Source organism: Brucella sp. TWI432, from assembly GCF_039674445.1.
GTDB lineage: Bacteria > Pseudomonadota > Alphaproteobacteria > Rhizobiales > Rhizobiaceae > Brucella > Brucella chromiisoli.
The window spans coordinates 392166-416341 of the sequence record NZ_JBDJNL010000001.1 but is presented as its reverse complement, the minus strand read 5'-3'; the positions used below and the strand labels follow the sequence as shown (position 1 = coordinate 416341).

Below are 24176 nucleotides of genomic sequence, written 5' to 3'. Positions count from 1 at the left end.
CCTGAAATGCATTTCAGCGCGCGCTGAAACTGCCAAAGGGCTTTTTGCGACGATAACCGGCCAGGTAAAAAAGCAGCGCAAGAACACCAAAAACCAACCAACCAGGCTGCTCAAGCACGGGAACGAAGACAGTGTCCCAGCCCGCAGCCCCTATATAATGCGTCATGAAGGCTTCTGCATCCCCCAAGCTTTCAGGCGCACCGCGCGCCCATATATCCAGAAGCGGTTTGACGACCCATTCCGACGCACCAACCGAACGTGCACCATCCAGAACAGCGAAGATCACTGCCAACGCCAGAAACACGACCGCAAAACTGCGCAAAACAAAACGAAACACGATTCTCTGCCTTTGATTTTACCCAGTTTCATCATGCAAAAATGCGTGCTTGATACCATCAATCCTCTGCGTAAAGCATTGCTTCATCATAACATAAAGCGGACAGAGGGCGCAGACTTAAACAAAGCACAAGTTTTTGATTGAATTATATCCTTATAAAACAGAGACTTGCGTAAATTTACGTTTAGATCCAGCGGTTCCGGACAAATTAAAGCAAAAACTGGCAAATAGCAGTTGAACATATGCGTATTCTGGCTATATTGCGCGCCGCACCAGCTGTTTTGGCAACGAACCAATGCCTGATTTGAAGAGCGGTGTGCTTTTTGCAAGAGTTCTTACCGCAGTTGCGGATTTCAAGACAGCAAAAGACGGAGAGGTGGCCGAGTGGTTGAAGGCGCACGCCTGGAAAGTGTGTATACGGGGAACCGTATCGCGGGTTCGAATCCCGCTCTCTCCGCCAGAATTCCTCGTGATATTCATATAAGGCACTGATTTTGCTATATTATTTTTGGAGCAGACTCTCAACTGTTACAAAATCTGTTACAAGTTTCAGAAATTATCAACCTTAAAAACTCACGCCCGGCGATCTGGAAAAGCTAGTCACAAACCGAGCAAAACGTTCTGCCTATCAACCAATGGATTCGCGGCAAGTCACAAATCTCCGAAAGTTTTTGCTAAACTGATTGCTTAGGGCACGCTCCCATCGCAGACTGAACTGACACAGCAACCAATCACGCGATTTCCGGTTGGGGTACATTTTCCCTCGCCAAGGGATTCAGTAGACAGCGCCCGGAAGCTTCTTTGAAGTAACTCAGACTATCAAAACAATAAAAAATGCTTTAGGTAACGTTTTTATCTTGCATTCAAGTAACATTTGGTTTATAAGGCCGCCATCAATCGAATTGAGCCTAGCTTTGATTATACCACAAAATTTGTGTGAGGTATATGCTTGGTGAAGTCGAGTGTGAATGTATTGGTGATTATTTATTAAATATGGCCACTTGGGCGTGGTACGAATGACTTTTTTATCGTTTCAATCGAAGCGACATTCGGTTTGGTAAGTATGCTCCCTTCCAAGAAAAAAATCTAAACATCAACTCGTTGAACTTGCGTTGTGCAAGATCAAGCTGGAGTTTCAATGTGCCTGTCTTGTGACTTGTGCAAACGAACCCTTTTAACTCAAGGCATACGTCTTGGTATTTAGATTATATTTTTACCGGTCTACCGATTGTCGATAGATCAGATATTAATCATGATGAAAGTAGAAAACTAGATCAAAATGCATAAAATTAAATTCCCTTTTAAGGGCTTATATTGTCGAAATGGTGTTTATTATTTCCGAAAAGCTATTCCTGCCATCCTTCGTAAGCCCGGAGGGCCGTCGGAAATAGTGCTTTCTCTAAAAACACGTGATGAGAGCCTTGCTTTGACTCGTTATGCTGATGCGAAATCGTCCGCTGAAGAAGAACTTACGGCGATGCGTGATGAAGACTACAATCCCGCAAGAAGCATCGATTTTTCCAAATCGCAACAGCGAGCAAGCGCCCAAGGAAGAATACTTCAAGACGTTCGTAGTTTGCTCTCAGACCCGGTTTCTGTCAGGACGACTGTACAAGCCATCAAGAGTATAAAGCGGGTAACTACAGCCGCTGTGAAAAGCTACCTCTGCAAGAATAACAATGAACCGAAGATAAATGACTTGCCTTCAATCTACGAGAAATCTCTTAACTACGAATTAAAGGATTTAAATACTCAAGAATATAAACATAAGATAAACCCTCTTAGAAACGCATGTAAACAGCTTGTTTCACATTTGGGTGTTAACAAAAATATCAGCGATTTATCGAAAGATGATGCGAAATCATTTTATAATAGTCTTCGTGATAGAGTTTATAATGATGAAATAACTGCCAATACGGCAAACAAATATCTAACGCACTTACGTGTGTTGATTAATGAATATTACAAGGAAATGGATTTGGATGCCAACTGTGTCTTTTCAAGAATGAACTTTAAGGAAAAGAAGAGCCGTCGGTCAGCTTTAAATATTTCCCACATTAGGAAAGAGTGGATTGAAAATAACACCCTGTCTTCCCTCAATGACGACTTGAGATTCATTGTACTCGCAATGATCGACAGTGGCTGCAACTTCAAGGAGCTTTGCGGAATAGACCCAGAACAAGACATACATCTGCAAGCTGAAATTCCGCACATAATTCTGCGAGATAACAAATACCGAAAGCTGAAAACGCCATTCCGCGAACGACGTATTCCGCTGGTTGGTCTTGCACTGGAAGCGTTTCGTAACTGCCCTAACGGCTTTACCCGTTATCGGGATGCGAACGGTCCTACCAATGCATCTGCTGCAATCAATAAGTTCCTTAAGGACAATAAGCTGTTTGAGAATGACGACCAGTCTGCTTATAGCATCCGCCATTGTTTCAAGGACCGCATGAGAGAGCATAGCATTCCGGCAGAAATGCAGGATTTTTTTATGGGGCACAAATCGCCCGGCATGGGCCCGAACTATGGCAACGGCTATACATTGAAAAAACTTCAAGAAGCTTTGGAGCCTCTCGCCGCTGATTTGAAGTGATCCGAAAATAGCCGAAGCTGTTTATACTCGGTAAGTAACAAATTAATGGCGCTGAAGACCCGCGAATTTTTCTGTGGGCCTTCTGAATTATTTAACTCAAGTCGAAAGACAATTCTATGAAAAATTAAAGTGATTATGGAGAAATATAAATCATGATAACAACAGAGGAATACATGGATGACCTAAAATTTCTTGGAGAATTAGCAATTAAGTTCGGACTAGATGAAGAAATAGATTATATATTTGATGCATATAGACAAGCCGAAAAGGATTTAAAGAAAGCTCCTTGGAATTAATAATTTTTGATATCGCATAATTTCAAATCGATACCTCCTATATATTATGCCGCGATATCAATTTCTTTAATGGTATATGTTTACCGTTAGGGACATTTTGTGAAAAAGGAGAGAAACAATAAAAACATAATGATTATAACTAATTTTATAAACGAAAAGTCTGCTTATTATTTCCTTAGAGCAAACGATTTAACAAGACATCAAGGAAAACCATTTAATTTATTCGTTACTATAAGTTTTGATACTGTAAATTCAATTAAACATTATCAAAAAGTATTTAGTTTAATCAATAGAGCTAAAAACGTTTGGATTAGAAACTATAATAAAAGAAATGGCTTGCCACGCGAAGCACCGAGAAGCGCATGCGTATTTGAAAATCCTCGTTTTAATGTCCATGCACACTGGGAAGTCTATATTCCTACTCAGTTAATTGATGCATTCAAAGTGAAAATCTGGAAATGGCTAAAAAGATATCAAGGTGTCGTTCATGAAGACTCGATTGATATACAGCATATTAATCCGCATACATTAAAGACTATTGCGGACTATATGATCAAAGGGATTAAGCCGGAATGGGCGCGCTTTTACCATATTGAACATCGAGCGGCCTATCAGGGTGTAATCCAAGGGCAACGAGTTAAGATTTCGCGGAACCTAGGCAGAACTTCTTTAAAGCGCTCGGGTTTTAGTGCAGCGGAACAGAGAAATGACTGGGAATTACTATTTCCTGATCTGGCTTCTCAGTATTCTAAACCAGCAAACTGGTCAGCCAAAAAGGTGATTCCACAAGTCCTGACAGACCAGAAGTTTCTTTCAGCGAAAGAATACAGAAGGATGCTCTGGAAGTTGAAACAGCAGAAATATTGGGCTTCTACATCAAATAGTACAGGGGCTTCCCGATTGAATTCGCTGATCGCTAAGCAATTGGGTTACTCAATTTCATCGTTGGGAAATCGAGACTAGTACGCCGCAAAATCATAATACCCCGGAATAGGTCCGGGGTATTATCTCTTCTTATTGAGTAAATTTATCTGTAAGCTAAGCGCTCAAGAGGCTCGTAGTACTTTGCGAGTAGATTATTGATAGGTTCCTCTCCGTTAAAGAAAGCACCTGAATCGCAGCCCCTTAGAAAGTCTAATCCCGTCTCTTGCCTGACATATTTAATGACCGGCTTAGCAACTTGTCTGGAATGGCTATGATAGCCAATATTACATACCCTTACACCAGTTTTCATCTCAATAACGTCAATGGTATTTGCGTGCGGGTTGCTTAACATATAACCAAATCTACGAAGTAGTGTATTCAACTCACGGTATGTAACAATATAATCTTTTTTATCTGACTTCCTAGTGCATAACCTTATATAATGAGCTATATATCTTATATCAGCATCATCCTGATCTGCAAAAGTACGCTTGTATTTTTCAAATTTTCTAAAAGACTTATCGGCAACAGTAACAACGAAGTCTTCAAACTGCTTTTCTGTTATATTAATAGTAATATTAAATCTATTGAGAAGAATAAGAGTTGATAGAAATCCAGTTCTTTTATTGGCATCATGAAAAGGATGGTTGAGAACTATTCCATAAAGAAGAGTTGCTGCAATTTCCTCTGGCTTTGACCATTTGTCTGTGCCTCCAAAAGAAACATACTGTCGGCTCACCGCAGAAATCAACAAGTCGATAGATTTTGGCCCTATTCCACCAATGCCAGAGTCCAAGCTGTAAAACATGTCTACTAAAACAAAATGCACCGTTAAGACGTCATCGTATGAAAGTCCGCCCACGTACTCGCAAGGCGGTAAATGCTTTTTCCACCTGTCATACTCTTTTTCTATGATTTCATTTCTGAATATATTCACAGCTACCCCCTCAACACCTACGTTCGGAAGATTCCCCAAACCGAATGTCTCTGAAACTTCGCCCCGCCTTTCAACAATCATCGTCCAAGCTACACGCTTCCACCAGCACAAACAATAAAGCCTAGATGGCTCTTTAATTTCTGTATAAAGTCTAACGGCGCGTCAGTAGAACTATGATCCTTAACATTAAACCCTCCTAATAGGTTATCAAGTTGATCGCGCTCCCTTCCGCAGTTTTGAAAGCGTCGAGCGACTGCAACCAGTAGCAGCAATGATGCTATTCCAACTTTGTCCGCTCTCAAGCATCATCAGAAGTGCTGCATTGCGCGACTTGTTTTCTGGCCTGCCTTTATATTTTCCGTATGCCTTAGCCTTATCAATTCCCTGCTTTTGTCGCCGTCTGCGATCATCGTAATCTTTTCGAGCGATGGCAGCGATCATATCCAGAAGCATACTGTTTATTGCCTCGAACATTCGAAACGTAAACTCATCGGTGTTTTGAGACGCCATTGACCAAGATGTCGGAAGGTCCAGAGCAACGACACGCATTTGTTTTATTCTAATTTCTGCTTTCAGCTTTTCCCAATCAGCAGAGTTCAAGCGGCTCAACCGATCAACCTGTTCAATGAGTAGGATATCTCCCGGCTGGCTATCGGAGAGCAAGCGGAAGAGTTCGGGACGATCAAGCGATGCGCCGCTTTCATTTTCAACATAGAAGGCCGCGATCTTCAAACCGCGCTCTTTAGAAAACGCAATCAAATCGGCTTTAGCCCGATTTGCATCCTGTTCCTTTGTGGATGCTCTCAAATAGGCACGTAAAAACACAGAACCACCCAAAGTTCTTTTTAAGTGGTTCTTTTATAACGAGTTCGTTTTGAGTTGTAAATCGAATTTATCGAACCGACATGATGCAGGTTCGCTTGAGGTATACCTTTGGCAGCGGGAAGTATTTCTAATTTTGGTCGAAAGTAGCACTTGATTGAAAATACATTTCATAGACATTGAGTATCAGTGAATCTATTGGTGGGCGGGGCGTCTAGAATGAAATTGTTAAGTGGAATTAGACCTACACCTGAACAGATGACGGTTGTAAGCCGTATACGCGCGGGAGTATCATTAATACGTGGTGCTGCCGGAAGCGGTAAAACTTCTACCGCTTTAACTGCGTTGCGGGCTGCTACCGGTACTGTGGTAAATCAGCTAAGAAACGAAGGACGACTTCCGGCTCGGATACTAGTTCTAACATATTATAACTCGCTGAAAGGCTACGTCTCGGCCCTCATCGAGGATCAATTGCGTCATTATGCTAATGATGCCTCTGTATATGTCTTCACTTTTGATAAATGGGCCTGCGAGACTCTCAACATTAGATTTGTAGAGGTCGAACAATGCGAAGCCCGGCTAAGAGGTCTCGCCCGTAATTTTCCACGTGAATTGAATTTTGTTCTGGATGAAGTTAATTATGTTCTAGGGCGGTTCCCTGTGGAAAGTATCGGTCTTTACCTCCAACGTGCAAGAACAGGCAGGGGTACTTCACCACAAATGGATGCTGCCTCAAAACAGCAGCTCTTGGACGAAGTGATTTTTCCTTATTTGGAATGGAAGGCCGCCAACAACCTTCGTGACTTTCACGACCTTGCCAATCTTATGTGTTCGCTTGATCCGCACTCTCTCTTTGACATTGTGGTGATAGATGAAGCGCAGGATTTTTCTGCAAATCAACTACGGGCAGTGATTAAACACGCTGCTGAGGATGCGATAATCACTATTGTCACAGACAGCGCCCAAAGGATTTACCCAAGAGGAACGACTTGGGCAGAAGTTGGTATCAACCTAAATCCCCAGAGAAGTCACAAGCTAACAGTTAATTATCGCAACACGAAAGCAATTGCGCGTGTCGCAAGGTCAATATCCAATGGACTTCCAATCGACGACGATTCCAGCATCCCCGATCCGGAAGCATGTGAAATCGAAGGAGATAAGCCGACATTACTGAAGGGTATTTATCGGGACCAAATTGCGTGGACACTTCACTATCTCAGATCGTTGGACTTGGAGAATGAGACTGTTGGATTTCTGCACTTAAAGGGGGGAGGCTGTTTCAGCTTTCTACGGAGAGCTCTGAATTCGGAAGGATTTGGCTACTGTGAATTGCAAGGTGCGCGCGACTGGCCGATTGATGCGCCTAATATCGGATTGTCGACATTTCACAGCGCGAAAGGATTGGAGTTTGATCACCTCATACTATTGGGCTTAGCAGAAGAGCACGCAATATATGGTGAGGAAGATGACGATGATCGGTTCAACTCTCTGAAGCGGTTATTGGCGATGGGAGTTGGGCGAGCACGAAAGAGTTTGATAATAGGCATTAAACCCGAAGAAGAGCTTGTTGTTATCAATAGTATCGATCCAGAATTATTCGAGGTTGTTGATTTATGACATTAGAATCGATTATACAAAATAGAAATATTGATGAAGTTCTTCATTTTACTACAAATCATGGTTGCCTTGGTAGCTTATATACGGATTACCTACAGTCAAGGCAATTACTTGAAGGCGACGAACTGGTTAAATACCTCTTCAAACCGAACTCTAGTCTTCGGAAAGACCCGGGCTATATTAACTATGTGAGCCTTTCTATTAGCCATATCAACCATGAGTTTTTTCAGATTAGTTCAAACTCTTGGCATCGAAATGATGATATATTTTGGTGTATAATGTCTTTTACACCTGACGTCTTGCTCCACGACGATGTAGAATTTGCCACAACTAATAATATCTACAGTGGCGTTATCCGAGGGAAAGGCGAAGAAGGCTTCGATAGGCTATTCTCACCTCGAGTGACCAGATGGAATGGTAATATCGTTCATCGTCTAGATGATTTACCTCCAAGATTTCCGACTTGCTTCCAAGCCGAGGCCCTTTATCCGATGAAGATTTCTACCGAACACCTACAGCGCATCTATGTTCGAACTGTTGAAGACCAGTCTGAAATAATCGGATTTCTAAAGGCTACCTTACATCGTGATGTGGACGTATTAATTAATCCCGAAAAATTCGGTGAGCGTCAGAATGGATAACGAAAAACATAGACGTATTGTTTCCTCCGCTTTGTGGTCAGCCTACGGCGATGCTTTGGGATTCATGACGGAACTTGCAGATCAATCACGGGTCATTCATAGAACCGGGCAATCCTCGGTCACATCAACCAAATCTTGGCGTAGAAAAATCGGAAGTAAAATCGGTGTTTTTGTGGAGTTTCCCGCAGGCACATATTCAGATGACACACAACTAAGGCTTGCTACGTCTCGCGCAATAAGAGCCGATGGAACCTTCGATGTTGCCGCTTTTGCAAAAGTCGAACTGCCAGCATGGGCAAACTACGCGTTAGGAGCAGGCCTTTCTTCTAAAGAGGCTGCAAACAATTTAGCCAGAACTTCTGCGACTTGGTATTCGAATTTCTATGAAACTAAACGGTCAAGTTATGTGCACGCCGGTGGCAACGGTGGGGCCATGCGAATTCAGCCCCATGTTTGGGCTGCGAAGAGCTATATTGATTTCGACAGCATATTTCTCGACGTATTTAAAAATACTATTTGTACACACGGACATCCAAGAGCCTTCGTAGGAGCTTGCTTCCATGCTCTTTCGTTGGGGTTAGCATTGGACGCGGGGCGTCCAATGCCCCTAAATGAACTCATTTTACAGACTGACGAACTTAGAAATCTTCCTAGATTAGTAGAAGCAGACCACGACCTGACATTTTTCTGGCTTGGAGCATGGCAAGAAAAAACGAAATCCTCATTCCAAAGTGCCGTTGATTTGACAGTTGATGAGATTGTCGAAGATTTAGAGCTTTTGCAGTCGATTGAAACGAAAAACGTTGAGAATAATTATGAGAGAGCAGTAGCAATATTGGATGCGGCTAGCGACCAAAATCGGGGCTCAGCAACGAAGACAGCCATTTTAGCTTCTTACCTATCCTACCTATATCGCGACGCTAAAACCGACAAGGCGATGGAGATTGCAGCAAATATGCTGGGATCAGATACCGATTCCATAGCGACCATGGCAGGCGCAATTCTCGGCGCGTGCAATGAAGCGCAAATGTCCTACCCCATTCAGGACAAAGCTTATCTCTTGGAAGAGGCGGAAAGAATGGTCGCTGTCTCCAATGGCGACGGTAAAAGAAGTTTTTCGTATCCAGACCTTCGCAAGTGGAAACCTCAGCGTATAGCAGTTGACGCAATTTCGCTGACTAATGATGGTTTAATTTTAAACGGGGTGGCAAGAGCAGCGAGAATAGATTCTCCACCGTTGAAGGAATCCCAAGATATCCAGATGGCATGGCTCAGATTGAGTTTTGGCCAGACAATTTTGGCTAGAATTAGAAACAATCCAGCTATCGTTACCGACATAGAAGAGCGAGTGGTTACGGATCGACAGCTTCCTCGGGAATCCAATAGAGATTCTGTTGCGACGAAGAATTACGACTTGTTCGCCGCTAGCAAAGTGAAAGATTCACTCAATCCTAATACAAAAATAAGTTCTAAAACTTTGAATGAGATTCTGAATGACGTCATAAATTCCAACTTTGATCCAAGAATTATCGGCGAGAGCATTCTCAATCAGGCGGATAAAAGAAATAATGATTTCGTTGAACGGAGCATTGCTCTCACGGCAAATATAATTACTGCATATCGGGCACGTTTAAAAAAATAGTTATTCTGGGCCGCATTTTCTAACAATCTTGCGGCCCACGCTTTCTTATTTAATGTTAATAATAATCAATGACTATTAATTTGTTCCTTAACTTCTGGAAAGCCTCTAGTCGCTGCCTTGACCTTTTGAGAGAGTTGATATTGCTCCGCCAATCAAAGCAAGCACCATAAAAACGGCAACAATTGTTCCTCCAAGGATTGCACCCGCTACAGCACAAATCATTATGAGAATTCCCGGAATTCGGCTTTTTGCGCCGAGTGTTACTGCTCCGAGAACTATCGTTAGGAATGAGAATCCAACTCCGCCCCATCCAAGACCGATTACGGTGGAAGCATTCTCAGCTTCCAAACCAACGCCAAGGCCTCCGACCAACAATGTAAAAATTGCCGCGAAGACCCCAAAAATCCCCGCAACAAGCGCAATAATGCCGCCTGATTTCTGCATCTCTTATTTCCTTAATTTGATGTTGATTTTTTATGGGTGTTTTCGACGCCTAAAACAGGCACTGCGCCATTTTGTGCAAGATAAGCAAGCTTGACGTCTCCGAGCTTCGCAGTGGCTTCCTGACGCGGATTAAGCTCTTGCTGGACGGTTTGATCCGCCGGTTTTCCATCGACAAATAAGCCCCTTGAAAAACTCGCTGTCACTGGTTCGCGCAAATCGTTATTCAAAACGACGGAAATTGAGGCATCAGAAAGCTTAATACTCGCCATCGAATTAACCCGGCGAAGTCGCTTTTGAACTTCTTCATATTTTTCCGTGTTAAAGGTGACGGAGACGACCGGCTGTCCGTTCTCGGTGTGATAAGCTTCGAAAGCGAGCAGATAGTTACTTTTCATAGGTTCATCTGGGTTTGCGCGAAAGAGAAGCGTAGTCGCCTTGATCGTCATTCGATCATTGAGACTTCCAGAAACCTTCTCGCATGAGACCAACGAAGCCTTTTCAAAAACTGTCGCGACCGCTTCGACCAACTCTTTGCCCTCAGGTCGAGAGCATTTTTGAGCAAGCCCAGATTCCAAGACTTCAATCGTTATATCGACTGGAACCTGAGAAGCTTCTGTTGAAGCCAACATTTCTTGAATATCACGGACATAAAGAGTTGCTGATACGTTCTGGTCGCATCCAACCAAGGCAACGGAAGCAACGCAAAACCCTGCAAGTTTTTTGATCATGGAATTTCCCGACACTTTCCCCGAGAGAACACTATAAACTTACAGTGTTCTATAATACCACGTTTCTTATAACGTGGCGTTGAAGAATCCAAGCGTGTTTTGTCACAGCATGGATATTCTCGAGAAAATGGCATTCAATGTCCGCCGTATCAGGGTGGCGAACGGCATTTCACAAGATGAGCTCGCGCTCATTTCGAATGTCGAACGCGCGTATGTCGGTCATATTGAAAGGGGGAAGAAAAACCCGACGGTTATTACCCTTGATAAATTGGCTAGGGCTCTGGATTGCAGCGTAGCGGATTTCTTTATGGAAGCTGAGGAAGAGTTAGATAATCCAACTCTCCCTCCCGGTAGAAAAGGCCGTTCAATCTGAAACGGTCTCTAGAAGTCTTTCTCAATCTGACTTTTTATCCCGCCGTGTTCAGAGACATATCCGTCAATCATAAACTTGAGAGCGGCGCTGGTCTGTTCGCAAGCATTTGAAAAGCGAATACGATCCTCATATCCAACGGGCATCATTTTATAGACCTGCAAAAGCTTGAAATTTCCATCCTGCTCAGCCGTTTTCGTAGCTTCAAGCCAGATGGCATTCGTGTCTAATGTTTGTGATGCAGCCACTATATCCATCAGCTTTAGCTTAGCCTTGAGTGGCTCCATCTGCTGCTCAGGAAACTCATGGTATTCGCAGAAACCCTTGACCAGCAGGTAGTGCTGATAGATTTCGGAAATGGTTTTCCGTTGAGCTTCGGCGTTCGTTGGTTTGGGCTTTGCACCGTTCTTATTTTCAGGATTATAAGGCTGTTCGCTACTATCGTTCGGTGCAATCGCTGAAACTTTGGACGTGTTTTGATCAGGCTCTTCACAAGCGGCCTTCCAGACAGCATTAGAGAGGGTAACGAGGCTTTTATCGCTGCGCTCATTGAGCTCTTTGGAAAGCGTTTCCTCAATCCCAATCAGGCTCTTCTTTTGTTTCCAATAAACCGTCGCGCTATCTTCATCGCAGTATGCATATGCGGTTTCGAGAGCCTTATTGTTACCTATGCGCAATTCGACCTTGACCAAATTGGCCAATGTTTTTGAATAATCTAGAGACGATAGTTTGACCGCATAGGATTTGCTATTTGCCTCAAGCTTTGTTTCCATATTCAAATCGGAAAGGCGAGTTGGAATATCAGGACGCGCTGAAAGTTTTCCAAACTCTTTCCGACACGCTGCAAACCATAACTGCCAAATCATTCTATCGGCATTAGATGGCTCAGACCGGATGTCGATTTTGCGGGTGACATCATCAGGGCTTAAAACTTGCGGCATCGTATCGTTGCAATTGACCACGAATTCGGTGGTTTCATGCCGACCGCGATTATCAGAGCCAACAACCGTAGCCATCCGATTATCTTCAATACCGGAAGGTTCAACAGCCTGAAGAAAGAACTCACTGTAATTGCCAGAGCGACCTTCTAAGGCAAAAGATTGGGCAAAAGCCGGATATGCCGAAGAAACAAGCAGTGTTGCCAATCCGATGAAGGAGGCTCGTTTAATTACAGCGTTCATAAACCTTGTTTCCATTGACCAGAAGACGGTTGGGATTGATGACCTTAATTGTCATAGCTTCCCGAAAGGTCTCTCCTTCGCCTTCACAGAGCTTTTGAAGGGAATATCCAATCTTGGTTTTAGAAAGCTTCGTGATTACGCATGATCCCTCATAACCCTCGACCTTTCTTGGGGTAATGATCATGAAGTCTTCAGTCGTGACATTGCGAACAGCCTGACAGTTTTCTGCATAAGGGCCACGCCAAGTTCCAAGAATGGCTTTGTCAGCTTGTGCCGACAGTGCGGGTGCAGAAATCGTAACCAAAGCAACCGCCGCTAATGCAGCCCATCCAATCCGTTTCATTCGCCCCTCCGAATTAAAAATGAAAGAAACTCGATTCTATTAAACGTGGTATTATATCACCCTTTTTAAATTGAAGCGCAAATGCTCAAAAAATGAAGCTGGCCGCTGTTACAAGCCGTGTTACAAAACCAGTATATTAGGCTCAGCTTAAATAACTGATTTTATTGTATAATATGGGATGCGGAATGGCCGTTGGCGCCCGCTCTCTCCGCCAGATGTTTCATCTAAGAAATTGAAATGGATGAATTTTATAAGTTGAGGTTATTGTGCCCCCCAATACGCTTTAGCTCGCCTCTAACACCTAGAACTGCCCCATCCCGTGTGATAAACTTTGATTGTTTTCAAAGCCCACCCTGTAGACTGCGCAAATTCTTGACTCTTACCGATATCGGAGATGCCTAGCTCAGTGAGCCGCGCCTTTTCACGCCAAAGCCTCTTCTGGAATTCTAAACCGGCCCGGCCAAGTATCAGAAGCTTTTTGTTTCAAGAGCCCTCATCCGCATCGCCTAAAAACCATAACCAAAGCACGTTTCAATCGCAATCCACACTGATGGAAGCCACGGAAAACGCTAAACTTTCGACTCTGTTATGGAAAAGACTGGTGCTGCGAGAGAGGATTGAACTCTCGACCTCTCCATTACCAATGGAGTGCTCTACCACTGAGCTACCGCAGCATTCTCTTGAACGCGGCGGACTTCTGCCACATCATTGCGTGAATCGCAAGCAAGCAATTGCATTTCTTTTCACTTAATGTGGAAATCATTGGATACTCACTTTAAAACCCGCTTTTCGAAGGGTTTTTACCGGAGTACATAGAAGCCATGAGCGAAAAAAAGACCAAAGACGACAAAAAAAATCATATCGATCCGCGCGAAAAGCGCCGCGCTGAGCAATTGCGTGCGAATCTCATGCGGCGCAAAGTGCAATCACGCTCACGACGTGCAGGCGATGCCGATGAACGCAATGATGGCATAACCGCAGGCAAAGAAGACATAGACTGAACCTTTCCCCGCTAAAAAGCACCTGCGCGTTCGGCGCTGCTTTTCAAGCAGAATATCATGTAATAAAGCCTTCCTTGAAGATAGAAAGCGGCTGCGTTAAAAGCACAGATCAATTCTCGGTGGTACCGCGATACGACTGTGATTCGTGTTCGACGTAATTCCGCCGCATGAACAGTCATTTCTTAATGCAACGCTGCCAGTCTCAAGTGCTGCGGAATTTGCAAATATCGATTGCCGGGCAAAAGCTTCGGCCCAGAAGGTGAAACAGCATGGATCGCATCAAAATCATCGGCGGCAACAAGCTCAACGGCGTCATTCCTATCTCTGGCGCTAAAAATGCAGCGCTGCCATTGATGATCGCTTCGCTTCTCACCGACGATACGCTGACGCTTGAAAACGTGCCGCACCTCGCCGATGTCGAGCAGTTGATCCGCATTCTTTCCAATCATGGCGTTGACTATTCCGTCAATGGGCGCCGCGAACATCAGAATGGTGCCTATTCGCGCACCATCCATTTCACGGCGCGCAACATCGTCGATACGGTTGCTCCTTATGAGCTGGTTTCCAAGATGCGTGCGAGCTTCTGGGTCATCGGCCCGCTTCTGGCGCGTATGGGTGAAGCAACCGTTTCGCTGCCTGGCGGTTGCGCCATTGGTACACGCCCGGTTGATCTGCTGCTCGAATGCCTTGAAGCGCTCGGTGCGCAGATCGACATTGAGAATGGATATGCAAAGGCGCGCGCACCAAAGGGCGGCCTTGTTGGTGCACGCTATCGCTTCCCAAAGGTTTCAGTTGGCGCGACCCACGTCATGCTGATGGCAGCAGCACTTGCCAAAGGCGAAACAATTATCGAAAACCCTGCGCGCGAGCCGGAGGTTGTCAATCTCGCCGACTGCCTGAATGCCATGGGAGCAAAAATCACCGGCGCAGGCACCGACACAATCCATGTGCAGGGTGTTACCAGCCTGTCGGGCGCACGCGTTCGCGTTATCCCAGACCGTATTGAAACCGGCACTTACGCCATGGCTGTTGCCATGACAGGCGGTGATGTGCTGCTTGAAGGCGCACAGGAAAGCCAGCTTACCGCAGCGCTTGAAACCTTGCGTCAGGCGGGTGCGGAAATCACCGAAACCAACAGCGGCCTGCGTGTCGTGCGCAATGGCCATGGTATTCATCCAGTCGATGTAACCACCGATCCGTTCCCCGGCTTTCCGACCGATCTTCAGGCGCAGTTCATGGGCCTGATGACGATGGCACAGGGGACATCACGCATTACCGAGACGATCTTCGAAAATCGCTTCATGCATGTGCAGGAGCTGGCGCGTCTTGGTGCAAAGATTTCTTTGTCGGGCCAGACTGCAACCGTTGAAGGTGTAGAACGTCTCAAGGGTGCACAGGTTATGGCAACGGATCTGCGCGCATCGGTTTCACTGGTTATCGCGGGCCTTGCTGCTGAGGGTGAAACAACCGTCAACCGCGTCTATCACCTTGATCGCGGCTTTGAGCGATTGGAAGAAAAGCTCTCGCGCTGTGGCGCTCATGTTGAGCGCATCAGCGGTTAATCATTTAAAAGCCGGATTTGCCTAATGCAGTCCGGCTTTTCTTTCATTTCCGGCTTATTCGTCAACAGGCTGAAAAGCCTGTCGATTTTTTTGTGCTGACATGCAAAGTTGCACACACGATATTTGAGAGTAGCAGGGAACAACGCAAGATATGGGCCAGATATGGAAATGTTGAAGCTTGTGGCGCTGGATGAAGAAGATTTGCAGGTCCTGTCCGCCCATCTTCAGGACGCGGTTCTCAAAGTGTCAGATCTGCAATATCTGGCGGCGGAGAAGCGCTTCGTGCTGACACTCAATCGCTTTGCGTGGGAAAAGGTCAAACCAAAGCTTTTCCGAAAGCCGCAATATCAGCGTCGCCGCACTGCTTTGCATTTTAACCGCGTCACGGCTGTCAAAGGCAGCGGCATCGACCGGCAGAAGCCCGAAGAGGTTTTGTCACTGCTGGCCATTCGTTTTATTCCTGGTGAAGCACCTGCTGGAACTTTGGAACTGACTTTTTCAGCAAATGCCGCTATCCGTCTGGATGTGGAATGTATCGAAGCGCAGCTGACGGATCTGGGTGCTGCGTGGGAAACCAGTTCCGTACCGCGACACGACGCCTGATTGCGGTTCACGACAAGATTTCTCATTACCCAAGACAACAGGGCTTTGCCCGGACCGACAATTAAAGGAATACCAGCGTGGTCACGACGCTCAGACAAACCGACCCCGATTTTGAAAAGAACTTTGCAGCTTTCCTGACCGGCAAGCGCGAGGTCTCTGAAGATGTGGATCGCGCTGCCCGCGAAATCGTTGATCGTGTACGCCGCGAAGGCGATGCCGCCCTGATTGAATATTCGCTGCGTTTTGATCGTATCGATCTGAATAAAACCGGCATTCGGGTTACGGAAGCAGAAATCGATGCGGCTTTCGATCAAGCACCTGCCTCAACCATTGAAGCGCTGAAACTGGCGCATGAACGTATTGAAAAACACCACTCGCGCCAACTCCCTAAGGATGATCGCTACACCGATGCGCTTGGCGTGGAACTCGGTTCGCGCTGGACAGCCATAGAAGCCGTCGGTCTTTATGTGCCGGGCGGCACTGCGAGCTATCCAAGTTCGGTGTTGATGAATGCTGTGCCTGCAAAGGTTGCAGGGGTTGAGCGGATTGTGATGGTTGTGCCCTCGCCTGATGGCAAGCTCAACCCGCTGGTTCTGGTGGCAGCCCGCCTTGCCGGTGTTTCAGAAATCTACCGTGTTGGCGGCGCGCAGGCTGTGGCGGCTCTCGCCTTTGGTACGCAAACCATTGCGCCGGTTGCAAAAATTGTTGGCCCCGGCAACGCATATGTTGCGGCTGCCAAGCGCATTGTCTTTGGTACGGTTGGCATTGACATGATTGCCGGACCTTCCGAAGTGCTGGTGATTGCCGACAAGGACAACAATCCGGACTGGCTGGCGGCCGACATTCTCGCGCAGGCAGAACACGATACGGCCGCGCAATCTATCCTGATGACCGATGACGAGCCTTTCGCGAAGGCTGTTGAAGACGCCGTTGAGCGCCAGCTGAAAACTTTGCCGCGTACAGAAACGGCAGCGGCAAGCTGGCGCGATTTTGGCGCAGTCATTTTGGTTGAGGACTTTGATGCTGCCATCCCGCTGGCAAATCGCATTGCAGCCGAGCATCTGGAAATCGCCACTGCCGATCCCGAAGCCTTGCTGCCCCGAATTCGCAATGCCGGCTCAATCTTCATTGGTGCCTATACGCCGGAAGTGATCGGCGATTATGTCGGCGGCTGCAATCACGTTCTGCCGACCGCACGTTCGGCGCGATTCTCGTCCGGCCTGTCGGTACTTGATTATATGAAGCGCACATCTCTTCTAAAGCTCGGTCCCGATCAGCTGCGTGCGCTTGGACCTGCCGCTATTGAAATCGCTCGCGCAGAAGGCCTTGATGCCCACGCGCAATCCGTTGCCATCCGGCTCAACCTATGAGGGATCATGACTGTCGGCGTTCCTAATGCCCGATTGATCGACGTCGAGCTGGATGAAACCATCGGGCGCTCGACGCCTGATGTCGAGCATGAACGCGCAGTCGCTATTTTTGATCTGATTGAGGAAAATACCTTCCATCCGGTCGGCGATGCCACAGGTGGGCCATACAAGCTTCGCCTGTCGCTTATGGAAACGCGACTCATTTTTTCGATCACACGTGAAAACGGTGAAAACGTTGCGACCCACATTCTATCGCTGACACCATTGAAACGCATCGTTCGCGATTATTTCATGGTGTGCGAAAGCTATTACGAGGCAATCCGTTCCGCGTCTCCAAGCAAGATTGAAGCCATCGATATGGGACGGCGCGGCCTGCATAATGAAGGATCCCAAACGCTGCAAACGCGTCTGAACGGCAAGATTGAAGTTGATTTTGCGACGGCGCGGCGTCTCTTCACACTGGTATGCGTGCTGCATTGGCGGGGCTGAGATCAAATGCACGGTGAAGATGCGGTTGAAAAAGCGGAAGACGTCGAAGCTGCCAAACGGCCCACGTCTATACTTTTCGTCTGTGGCAAAAACGCAATCCGTTCTCCAATGGCCGAGCTTCTTGCAAGGAAGCTGTTGTCGCCCAATATGTATATTGCTTCGGCAGGCGTGCAGCGCGGTGAGCGTGATCCGTTTGTTGATGCCGTTTTGAATGAAGAAGGTTTGTCGCTTGATGACCGGCAACCTCGCGGGTTGGAAGAGCTGGCGGATGGCTATTTTGACCTTATCATCACGCTCACTCCGCTTGCACATCATACGGTGCTTGAACGTATGCGCGGATTTTCGGTCGATGTCGAATATTGGCCGACACCGGACCCTACACTTGTTACAGGCAGCCGCGGGCAGATTTTGGATGCTTATCGTGATGTGCGAGACCGTTTGAAGCACCAGATTACAGAGCGTTTAGCTCCAAAATAACATCATCCAATTCGGTTGTTCACAAATGCCGTCTAATCATATAGGTTCCGGCCAAATTTAAAGCTATGGCCCGGTTTCGGGCCAATTCTATCAAAGAAAGAAACAGGTATCGCATGGCGAAAGAAGAAGTCCTCGAATTTCCGGGTGTTGTTACGGAACTGCTGCCAAATGCAATGTTCCGCGTGAAGCTCGAAAACGAACATGAAATCATTGCCCACACTGCCGGCCGCATGCGCAAGAACCGCATCCGCGTTCTCGCTGGCGACAAGGTTCTGGTCGAAATGACCCCTTACGACCTGACCAAGGGCCGTATCACCTACCGCTTCAAATAAGCCAATCACTCGCTTTTTCGGAAAAAGCCTTGTCTATAAGCGCGCAACATAAGCTGGTTCTTGCGTCCGGCTCTCCCCGAAGAATTGAGCTTCTGGGTCAAGTCGGCATTGAGCCGGATCATATTCAGCCAGCTGATATTGATGAAACGCCCCAGCGTGCGGAGCATCCGCGTTCTCTGGCGCGGCGGCTTTCGCGTGAAAAGGCAAAGGCTGCGCAGGAACAATTGCAGGGCGATGAAAATTTCGGCAAAGCTTTTGTTCTGGCGGCTGATACGGTTGTTGCCGTCGGGCGCCGCATTTTGCCCAAGGCCGAGATCAACGATGAAGCGCGGGAATGCCTGCGTCTTTTGTCAGGGCGTACGCATAAGGTTTTTACCGGTGTCTGCCTTGTTCTGCCCAATGGAAATCTGCGCCAGACACTTGTTGAAACACGTCTGCGTTTTGAGCGTTTGACGCGCTTGCAGATCGACGCCTATCTCGCGTCCGGCGAATGGCGCGGCAAGGCTGGTGGTTATGCCATTCAGGGACTTGCAGGCAGCTTTGTGGTCAAGCTTGTTGGCTCCTACACCAGCGTGGTGGGGCTTCCCTTGCAGGAAACGGTGAGCCTGCTGGCCGATGGTGGCTATCCTGTCTACGCCAATTGGCAAAACGGCAAGGTCTGAAAATTCCATGAGCGACAAGAAAGATATCTCCACAGCGCCGGACGCTCGCGTCACGCCCTTGCGCCCTGTTCGTCCCTGCCCTGAATGTGGCAAGCCATCGGTTCGTGATGCTTATCCGTTCTGCTCACCGCGTTGCAAAAGCATTGACCTCAATCGTTGGCTTTCGGGAAGCTATGTGATTCCCGGTAAGCCGATTGATGAAGAGGAAGAGAACGACAACTGAGTATGTGTGGCTCTGATTTCCACAGTCAAATCGGTAGTTTAGCAAGCTTATAAGAAATCTTATAAAAATTGCGATAGGGTGCTGGACAGCGTGAAATTTAATGCTATAACGCACCCACTTCCGGCGGACACCAACACCGCCACATGGTGAGAAATCACTGCAAGGATGCCCGGATAGCTCAGTTGGTAGAGCAGCGGATTGAAAATCCGCGTGTCGGCGGTTCAAATCCGTCTCCGGGCACCATTCACTCCCTCAAAAAAGTCCTGCGTTTTTAGATTCATAACAAGCTGACAATTTTGCAATAAGAACGAGCGTTATTGCAGGCCCATTTTATTACGCGCACGAAAAAACCCGCTTAGAGCGGGCTATTCGGGAGCAATGGTATAATGCCTCAATGCCTCACCGCGCCAAAACCGCAAACTCGGCTTCTGGTAAATCCGGGCTTGTCGCGCGGATCGGCGAGCCGTGGTCTATGAGGTGCAGTTTCAGGATTCTGCCCTCAAACATGGTTGCTCTCGATTTGCGAATACTTACGGTAGGTTTGTTTCGCTATCCTTTTTCGCCTTATCTTTATCGTAATGCCACTTGATGGCAAAGAACATGGCCACGCCTAATACGACAACCTTGAACCCCATCAAAACTATAGGAATCCATTCCATCTTTTGAAGATTTCCATACTTCTATTTATCGCGAGGAGCACTGGAATATGTCGCGCTTAAAGCGTGTCATTGTCGCATATTTGCGAATGCTAAATGAGCCCCTTTAGCTGCGACGTGCTTTAGCACAATACTTCCCATGCAACAGCTGATTTTTCATTCTGCGATGCTTTCATTTGGGGTTTTAAAGCGGCGATTCGTAAGCGCAGCCTTCGTGCCGCAGTGCTTTGCGGCTCATGATAAAGCTGTCTAAGCCGCCATCATCGCCCGTGCCTTTCCTGTTTGATTGAACCGATGAAAATGCTCAAATAAAAAAGCGCACCGACCTTTGGTGCGCTTTTTTTTTGAAGCCATCAGCAACCCAATTTACGGCTGAACATATTCCAGCGTCAGCGTTTCAACACCGGCAGAGAGAGCTGTTCCCTTTTCGGTATCGACAGCCAGCGGCTGCAATGTAAAAGACTGGCCGGTTCCGCCGACCAGAACCTGAACGCCTGCGCCGAGGCCAAGGCTTGCATCCGCCTGCGCGCCCGCATAGGTGCCAGCAAGTGCGCCCGGCTCAACAGTTGTGGTTGCAGCAAGAACAGTCCAGGTCATCTGGCCGCCGGTCGTTTCACCCAGTTCCAGACCATATTGATCAATCGACCCCTTATACTGCTGTGACAAACCATTGCCGTTCGACAGCGTACAGCTAACCTTCTGCTTCTGCTCGATGATCAGGCCGATACCGGCAGACACATCGCAAGAAAGCACGCCGACTTCAGCGCTAACCTGCGCAGAGCCGGATGATGTTGCCGCCAAAAGAACGGAAGCACCGAGTATGCAAATTGCCTTTTTCATCTTAACACCTTTGCCAAATCAACAGGTCCCAAAGGAACAGAGTATTCTTAAGCGATCAATAATAAAAAGCCGCACTGCGAAAGATATTTTCGGCAGCGCGGCTTCGAGCTCAAATGCTTTTATATCAGCCCTTGAACGTATATTCCGCGATCGACTCGGGCTTCATTTCAATCGAGAAGCCCGGCAGTGATGGCGGCATATAGGCTGCATCCTTGATGATGCATGGCTCGATGAAATGCTCATGCAGATGATCGACATATTCGATCACGCGACCATCCATAGTGCCGGAAACGGCAACATAATCAATCATCGACAGGTGCTGCACATATTCGCAAAGGCCAACGCCGCCGGCATGTGGCCAAACAGGCTTGTTGTATTTCGCAGCAATCAGCAGCACGGCCAGAACTTCATTCAGGCCACCCATGCGGCATGAATCGATCTGAACGATGTCGATAGCGCCTTCTGCGATGAACTGCTTGAACATGATGCGGTTCTGGCACATTTCACCAGTTGCAACCTTCACATCGCCAATGGCTTCGCGGATTTTGCGATGTCCTGCAACATCATCCGGGCTGGTCGGCTCTTCGATGAAGAAGGGCTTCGAGAAGGCAAGCTTGTTAACCCACGCGATTGCCTGATCAACTTCCCAGACCTGATTGGCGTCAATCATCAGATAACGATCCGGGCCAATCACTTCACGCGCAATGGTGAGACGACGAATATCGTCTTCGAGATCACGGCCAACCTTCATCTTGACGTGATTGAAGCCTTCATCAATGGCCTCCTGACACAGACGACGCAGCTTTTGATCATCATAGCCAAGCCAACCAGCAGAAGTCGTGTAGCAAGGATAGCCCGTGGCTTCGAGCTTAGCGATACGTTCAGCCTTGCCACTTTCTGCTTTGCGCAGAATTTCGACAGCTTCGTCACGGGTCAGCACATCGGTCAGATAGCGGTAATCAACGATGTCGGCGATTTCTTCAGCGGAAAGTTCTGAAACCAGACGCCAAACCGGCTTGCCCGACTGCTTTGCCAGCAGATCCCAAAACGCGTTGACGACAGCACCAGTTGCCAGATGCATCGCACCCTTTTCAGGGCCGATCCAGCGCAACTGGCTGTCGCTTGTCAGATGGCGCCAGAACTTGCCCGGCGCCTCGCGGACCACGTCAAGGTCAACGTCGACCACCAGATGACGCATGGCAAGAATGGCCTGACAGCAAATGTCATTACCGCGACCGATGGTGAAAGTGAGACCATGGCCCTTCAACGCCTCGTCATCCGTATCGAGAATGACATAAGCGGCCGAATAGTCCGGGTCCGGGTTCATTGCGTCAGAGCCATCCAGACTTTGCGAAGTCGGGAAGCGCAGATCGAAGACGCGCAGATCAGTAATTTTGGTCATGTTTTATCCGTTATCCGAGCATGATCCCCCAAACCTCAACCGTTTGGGGGCATGCCCAAAATAATTAAACGTCGGCGCGCACGTTTTGCTTCTGTGTGCCGAGGCCTTCAATGCCGAGTTCAACAACGTCGCCAGCCTTGAGATAGCGCGGGGGCTTCATGCCCATGCCAACGCCGGGAGGCGTCCCAGTGGAGATGATGTCACCCGGCTGCAATGACATGAACTGCGACAGATAGGAAACCAGATAACGCACGCCATAGACCATGGTCTTGGTCGAGCCGTCCTGCATGGTTTCGCCATTGACCGTGAGCCACATTTTGAGGTTCTGCGGATCAGCAACTTCGTCCTTTGTCACCAGCCATGGACCGGTTGGGCCGAATGTGTCGCAAGACTTGCCCTTGGTCCACTGGCCCGCGCGTTCGATCTGGAAAGCGCGTTCCGAAACATCATGCAGCGTGCAATAGCCAGCAACGTAATCAAGCGCATCGTCTTCCGAGACATATTTCGCGGTCTTGCCGATAACGATACCGAATTCGACTTCCCAGTCGGTTTTTTCCGAGCCGCGCGGGATGATGAGATCATCATTCGGGCCGACGATTGCCGAAGTTGCCTTCATGAAGATAACTGGCTCTGGCGGCACAGCCATACCGGATTCTGCTGCGTGATCGGCATAATTGAGGCCGACGCAGATAAACTTGCCAGTGCCTGCAACACATGGGCCGAGACGTGGATTGCCTTCAACCTTTAGCAGTGCGTTGACGTCAAGCGAGCCAAGCTTTGCGAGCGCTTCAGGGCTGAGAACGGCACCGGACAGATCACTGATATGCGCAGAAAGATCACGGATATTGCCGTCTGCATCGAGAAGGCCCGGCTTTTCCTGACCCGTTTCGCCATAACGAAGAAATTTCATAAGTTTACTCCTTGTGGGGATTTGCAGCAGCGAACTTAAATTGTCCAGCCGCCGTCGATGTTATACGCCTGACCAGTCGTGTAAGTGGCACCTGCGAGATAGACTGCGAGATCGGCGATTTCTTCCGGCTGACCAATACGACCAATTGGCTGACGCGCGATGAAAGCGGCGCGCTGTTCTTCGTAATCGCCCTGCGCGCGCAGACGATCCTGAAGCGACGGGCTTTCAACCGTACCGGGGCAGATGGCGTTGCAGCGAATGCCTTTGGCAACATAATCAGCAGCAACAGCCTTGGTGAGACCGATCACAGCAGCCTTGGTGACGCCATAGGCGAAGCGGTTCGGCACGCCTTTGACGCTCGAAGCAACGGACGCCATGTTGACGATGGCACCATCCTTGCGCTCGAGCATACCCGGCAGCACGGCCTGAATGGTGCGGATCATTGCTTTGACGTTGAGATTGACGGCGAAGTCGAGGTCTTCGTCCTTCATCTCCAGAATCGAACCGCCATGCACGACGCCTGCGCAGTTGAACAGAATGTCGACCTGCCCGATCTCGGAAACGAGCGTCTTCACTTCGGCCTCGTCAAGCACATTGAGCTTGCGGGTGATGATGCCGGAAACGCCTTCGAGTTCTTTGAGTGCTGCCTCGTTGATGTCGGTCGCATAGACCTTTGCACCGGCTTGCGCAAATGCCAAAGCACTGGCGCGGCCAATGCCCTGCGCAGCCGCTGTGATCAGCGCTGTTTTTCCATCAAATCGTATCGTCATA

General features: G+C 47.8%; 27 protein-coding genes and 3 tRNA genes. 18 read left to right on the top strand and 12 right to left on the bottom strand.

All coding sequences use genetic code 11. From position 1 onward, the window contains the following. Positions 1 to 13 precede the first annotated feature (13 nt). Positions 14 to 337 carry a hypothetical protein gene (locus ABE527_RS01965; RefSeq protein WP_265982842.1) on the bottom strand — a complete coding sequence of 108 codons (324 nt, stop codon included), beginning with the start codon at positions 335 to 337 and terminating at the stop codon, positions 14 to 16. 370 nt (positions 338 to 707) lie between these two features. Between ABE527_RS01965 and ABE527_RS01960 the strand changes: the two genes are divergently transcribed. The 4 genes from ABE527_RS01960 (at position 708) to ABE527_RS01945 (ending at position 4192) form a co-directional block, all read left to right on the top strand. Then, positions 708 to 797: transfer RNA gene (locus tag ABE527_RS01960), tRNA-Ser, on the top strand. An 819-nt stretch (positions 798 to 1616) separates the two neighbouring features. After that, entirely contained in the window at positions 1617 to 2933 is a 1317-nt protein-coding gene (locus ABE527_RS01955; RefSeq protein ID WP_499695927.1) for a DUF6538 domain-containing protein, read from the top strand. A 152-nt stretch (positions 2934 to 3085) separates the two neighbouring features. After that, entirely contained in the window at positions 3086 to 3229 is a 144-nt protein-coding gene (locus ABE527_RS01950) for a hypothetical protein (protein ID WP_499695926.1), read from the top strand. A 99-nt stretch (positions 3230 to 3328) separates the two neighbouring features. Then, positions 3329 to 4192, top strand: a complete 864-nt coding sequence (locus tag ABE527_RS01945) for a hypothetical protein (protein ID WP_499695925.1) — start codon at positions 3329 to 3331, stop codon at positions 4190 to 4192. Between the two features lie 64 nt (positions 4193 to 4256). On the opposite strand, the gene ABE527_RS01940 is transcribed toward ABE527_RS01945, so the two are convergent. Together ABE527_RS01940 and ABE527_RS01935 are read right to left on the bottom strand one after the other, a co-directional pair. Further along, the gene (locus ABE527_RS01940; RefSeq protein ID WP_499695924.1) at positions 4257 to 5171 is read right to left on the bottom strand and encodes a type II toxin-antitoxin system death-on-curing family toxin; all 915 of its coding nucleotides are present in this window, start codon (positions 5169 to 5171) and stop codon (positions 4257 to 4259) included. A 126-nt stretch (positions 5172 to 5297) separates the two neighbouring features. Then, positions 5298 to 5915, bottom strand: a complete 618-nt coding sequence (locus tag ABE527_RS01935) for a recombinase family protein (protein WP_499695923.1) — start codon at positions 5913 to 5915, stop codon at positions 5298 to 5300. 216 nt (positions 5916 to 6131) lie between these two features. Here ABE527_RS01935 and ABE527_RS01930 point away from each other — a divergent pair, with 216 nt between their 5' ends. The 3 genes from ABE527_RS01930 to ABE527_RS01920 are packed head-to-tail and all read left to right on the top strand — an operon-like array spanning position 6132 to position 9812. Then, positions 6132 to 7529, top strand: coding sequence for a UvrD-helicase domain-containing protein (locus tag ABE527_RS01930; protein WP_499695922.1), 1398 nt, complete (start codon positions 6132 to 6134; stop codon positions 7527 to 7529). Beyond that, on the top strand, positions 7526 to 8170 hold the full coding sequence (locus ABE527_RS01925) for a DarT ssDNA thymidine ADP-ribosyltransferase family protein (RefSeq protein ID WP_499695921.1): 645 nt from the start codon (positions 7526 to 7528) through the stop codon (positions 8168 to 8170). The genes ABE527_RS01930 and ABE527_RS01925 overlap by 4 nt, the downstream gene beginning before the upstream one ends. Beyond that, a complete protein-coding gene (locus ABE527_RS01920) occupies positions 8163 to 9812 on the top strand; it encodes an ADP-ribosylglycohydrolase family protein (protein ID WP_499695920.1) in 1650 nt (549 codons plus the stop codon). The genes ABE527_RS01925 and ABE527_RS01920 overlap by 8 nt, the downstream gene beginning before the upstream one ends. Positions 9813 to 9917: 105 nt before the next feature. Here the strand turns inward: ABE527_RS01920 and ABE527_RS01915 are convergent, their stop codons facing one another. Together ABE527_RS01915 and ABE527_RS01910 are read right to left on the bottom strand one after the other, a co-directional pair. Further along, positions 9918 to 10256, bottom strand: a complete 339-nt coding sequence (locus ABE527_RS01915; protein WP_499695919.1) for a hypothetical protein — start codon at positions 10254 to 10256, stop codon at positions 9918 to 9920. 11 nt (positions 10257 to 10267) lie between these two features. Further along, the gene (locus ABE527_RS01910; RefSeq protein WP_499695918.1) at positions 10268 to 10984 is read right to left on the bottom strand and encodes a DUF7424 family protein; all 717 of its coding nucleotides are present in this window, start codon (positions 10982 to 10984) and stop codon (positions 10268 to 10270) included. Between the two features lie 109 nt (positions 10985 to 11093). On the opposite strand from ABE527_RS01910, the gene ABE527_RS01905 reads away from it, so the two are divergent. Next, entirely contained in the window at positions 11094 to 11357 is a 264-nt protein-coding gene (locus tag ABE527_RS01905) for a helix-turn-helix domain-containing protein (RefSeq protein WP_499695917.1), read from the top strand. A gap of 8 nt (positions 11358 to 11365) precedes the next feature. Here ABE527_RS01905 and ABE527_RS01900 read toward each other — a convergent pair whose 3' ends face one another. The 3 genes from ABE527_RS01900 to ABE527_RS01890 form a co-directional block, all read right to left on the bottom strand. Beyond that, positions 11366 to 12535, bottom strand: a complete 1170-nt coding sequence (locus ABE527_RS01900) for a hypothetical protein (RefSeq protein ID WP_499695916.1) — start codon at positions 12533 to 12535, stop codon at positions 11366 to 11368. After that, the gene (locus ABE527_RS01895; RefSeq protein WP_499695915.1) at positions 12519 to 12878 is read right to left on the bottom strand and encodes a hypothetical protein; all 360 of its coding nucleotides are present in this window, start codon (positions 12876 to 12878) and stop codon (positions 12519 to 12521) included. The genes ABE527_RS01900 and ABE527_RS01895 overlap by 17 nt, the downstream gene beginning before the upstream one ends. A gap of 599 nt (positions 12879 to 13477) precedes the next feature. Continuing rightward, positions 13478 to 13552: transfer RNA gene (locus ABE527_RS01890), tRNA-Thr, on the bottom strand. 147 nt (positions 13553 to 13699) lie between these two features. Between ABE527_RS01890 and ABE527_RS01885 the strand changes: the two genes are divergently transcribed. From ABE527_RS01885 to ABE527_RS01840, 10 genes are all read left to right on the top strand, one after another. Further along, on the top strand, positions 13700 to 13879 hold the full coding sequence (locus ABE527_RS01885) for a hypothetical protein (protein ID WP_265982832.1): 180 nt from the start codon (positions 13700 to 13702) through the stop codon (positions 13877 to 13879). Between the two features lie 269 nt (positions 13880 to 14148). Then, positions 14149 to 15441, top strand: coding sequence for a UDP-N-acetylglucosamine 1-carboxyvinyltransferase (murA, locus tag ABE527_RS01880; protein ID WP_396997861.1), 1293 nt, complete (start codon positions 14149 to 14151; stop codon positions 15439 to 15441). 162 nt (positions 15442 to 15603) lie between these two features. Next, positions 15604 to 16044, top strand: a complete 441-nt coding sequence (locus ABE527_RS01875; RefSeq protein WP_265982830.1) for a DUF2948 family protein — start codon at positions 15604 to 15606, stop codon at positions 16042 to 16044. Positions 16045 to 16121: 77 nt separating this feature from the next. Then, the gene (hisD, locus tag ABE527_RS01870; RefSeq protein ID WP_499695914.1) at positions 16122 to 17414 is read left to right on the top strand and encodes a histidinol dehydrogenase; all 1293 of its coding nucleotides are present in this window, start codon (positions 16122 to 16124) and stop codon (positions 17412 to 17414) included. 6 nt (positions 17415 to 17420) lie between these two features. After that, positions 17421 to 17903 carry a UPF0262 family protein gene (locus ABE527_RS01865; protein ID WP_499693372.1) on the top strand — a complete coding sequence of 161 codons (483 nt, stop codon included), beginning with the start codon at positions 17421 to 17423 and terminating at the stop codon, positions 17901 to 17903. A 6-nt stretch (positions 17904 to 17909) separates the two neighbouring features. Continuing rightward, a complete protein-coding gene (locus ABE527_RS01860) occupies positions 17910 to 18380 on the top strand; it encodes an arsenate-mycothiol transferase ArsC (RefSeq protein ID WP_499695913.1) in 471 nt (156 codons plus the stop codon). A gap of 113 nt (positions 18381 to 18493) precedes the next feature. Beyond that, entirely contained in the window at positions 18494 to 18712 is a 219-nt protein-coding gene (infA, locus tag ABE527_RS01855) for a translation initiation factor IF-1 (protein ID WP_002965531.1), read from the top strand. A 35-nt stretch (positions 18713 to 18747) separates the two neighbouring features. After that, complete coding sequence (locus ABE527_RS01850; RefSeq protein WP_499696316.1) at positions 18748 to 19374, top strand: Maf-like protein; 627 nt, start codon at positions 18748 to 18750, stop codon at positions 19372 to 19374. Between the two features lie 7 nt (positions 19375 to 19381). After that, positions 19382 to 19597: a DNA gyrase inhibitor YacG gene (gene yacG / locus ABE527_RS01845; RefSeq protein WP_265982824.1), complete on the top strand. Its 216-nt coding sequence runs from the start codon at positions 19382 to 19384 to the stop codon at positions 19595 to 19597. Between the two features lie 167 nt (positions 19598 to 19764). Beyond that, positions 19765 to 19840: transfer RNA gene (locus tag ABE527_RS01840), tRNA-Phe, on the top strand. Positions 19841 to 20619: 779 nt separating this feature from the next. On the opposite strand, the gene ABE527_RS01835 is transcribed toward ABE527_RS01840, so the two are convergent. The 4 genes from ABE527_RS01835 to ABE527_RS01820 form a co-directional block, all read right to left on the bottom strand. After that, entirely contained in the window at positions 20620 to 21093 is a 474-nt protein-coding gene (locus tag ABE527_RS01835; protein ID WP_499695912.1) for a DUF992 domain-containing protein, read from the bottom strand. 124 nt (positions 21094 to 21217) lie between these two features. Beyond that, positions 21218 to 22495, bottom strand: coding sequence for an L-fuconate dehydratase (locus ABE527_RS01830; RefSeq protein WP_499695911.1), 1278 nt, complete (start codon positions 22493 to 22495; stop codon positions 21218 to 21220). A 64-nt stretch (positions 22496 to 22559) separates the two neighbouring features. Further along, on the bottom strand, positions 22560 to 23405 hold the full coding sequence (locus ABE527_RS01825; protein WP_499695910.1) for a fumarylacetoacetate hydrolase family protein: 846 nt from the start codon (positions 23403 to 23405) through the stop codon (positions 22560 to 22562). 35 nt (positions 23406 to 23440) lie between these two features. Continuing rightward, positions 23441 to 24175, bottom strand: a complete 735-nt coding sequence (locus ABE527_RS01820; protein WP_499695909.1) for an SDR family oxidoreductase — start codon at positions 24173 to 24175, stop codon at positions 23441 to 23443. Position 24176: the final 1 nt, after the last annotated feature.

What these genes read in the sequence shown, in the direction of transcription:
- ABE527_RS01955 (WP_499695927.1), top strand. Translation starts at nt 1,617, where the DNA reads ATGCATAAAATTAAATTCCCTTTTAAGGGCTTATATTGTCGAAATGGT.
- ABE527_RS01950 (WP_499695926.1), top strand. Translation starts at nt 3,086, where the DNA reads ATGATAACAACAGAGGAATACATGGATGACCTAAAATTTCTTGGAGAA.
- ABE527_RS01940 (WP_499695924.1), bottom strand. Translation starts at nt 5,171, where the DNA reads ATGATTGTTGAAAGGCGGGGCGAAGTTTCAGAGACATTCGGTTTGGGG.
- ABE527_RS01930 (WP_499695922.1), top strand. Translation starts at nt 6,132, where the DNA reads ATGAAATTGTTAAGTGGAATTAGACCTACACCTGAACAGATGACGGTT.
- ABE527_RS01925 (WP_499695921.1), top strand. Translation starts at nt 7,526, where the DNA reads ATGACATTAGAATCGATTATACAAAATAGAAATATTGATGAAGTTCTT.
- ABE527_RS01920 (WP_499695920.1), top strand. Translation starts at nt 8,163, where the DNA reads ATGGATAACGAAAAACATAGACGTATTGTTTCCTCCGCTTTGTGGTCA.
- ABE527_RS01915 (WP_499695919.1), bottom strand. Translation starts at nt 10,256, where the DNA reads ATGCAGAAATCAGGCGGCATTATTGCGCTTGTTGCGGGGATTTTTGGG.
- ABE527_RS01910 (WP_499695918.1), bottom strand. Translation starts at nt 10,984, where the DNA reads ATGATCAAAAAACTTGCAGGGTTTTGCGTTGCTTCCGTTGCCTTGGTT.
- ABE527_RS01905 (WP_499695917.1), top strand. Translation starts at nt 11,094, where the DNA reads ATGGATATTCTCGAGAAAATGGCATTCAATGTCCGCCGTATCAGGGTG.
- ABE527_RS01900 (WP_499695916.1), bottom strand. Translation starts at nt 12,535, where the DNA reads ATGAACGCTGTAATTAAACGAGCCTCCTTCATCGGATTGGCAACACTG.
- ABE527_RS01895 (WP_499695915.1), bottom strand. Translation starts at nt 12,878, where the DNA reads ATGAAACGGATTGGATGGGCTGCATTAGCGGCGGTTGCTTTGGTTACG.
- ABE527_RS01885 (WP_265982832.1), top strand. Translation starts at nt 13,700, where the DNA reads ATGAGCGAAAAAAAGACCAAAGACGACAAAAAAAATCATATCGATCCG.
- murA (WP_396997861.1), top strand. Translation starts at nt 14,149, where the DNA reads ATGGATCGCATCAAAATCATCGGCGGCAACAAGCTCAACGGCGTCATT.
- ABE527_RS01875 (WP_265982830.1), top strand. Translation starts at nt 15,604, where the DNA reads ATGGAAATGTTGAAGCTTGTGGCGCTGGATGAAGAAGATTTGCAGGTC.
- ABE527_RS01865 (WP_499693372.1), top strand. Translation starts at nt 17,421, where the DNA reads ATGACTGTCGGCGTTCCTAATGCCCGATTGATCGACGTCGAGCTGGAT.
- ABE527_RS01860 (WP_499695913.1), top strand. Translation starts at nt 17,910, where the DNA reads ATGCACGGTGAAGATGCGGTTGAAAAAGCGGAAGACGTCGAAGCTGCC.
- infA (WP_002965531.1), top strand. Translation starts at nt 18,494, where the DNA reads ATGGCGAAAGAAGAAGTCCTCGAATTTCCGGGTGTTGTTACGGAACTG.
- yacG (WP_265982824.1), top strand. Translation starts at nt 19,382, where the DNA reads ATGAGCGACAAGAAAGATATCTCCACAGCGCCGGACGCTCGCGTCACG.
- ABE527_RS01835 (WP_499695912.1), bottom strand. Translation starts at nt 21,093, where the DNA reads ATGAAAAAGGCAATTTGCATACTCGGTGCTTCCGTTCTTTTGGCGGCA.
- ABE527_RS01830 (WP_499695911.1), bottom strand. Translation starts at nt 22,495, where the DNA reads ATGACCAAAATTACTGATCTGCGCGTCTTCGATCTGCGCTTCCCGACT.
- ABE527_RS01825 (WP_499695910.1), bottom strand. Translation starts at nt 23,405, where the DNA reads ATGAAATTTCTTCGTTATGGCGAAACGGGTCAGGAAAAGCCGGGCCTT.
- ABE527_RS01820 (WP_499695909.1), bottom strand. Translation starts at nt 24,175, where the DNA reads ATGACGATACGATTTGATGGAAAAACAGCGCTGATCACAGCGGCTGCG.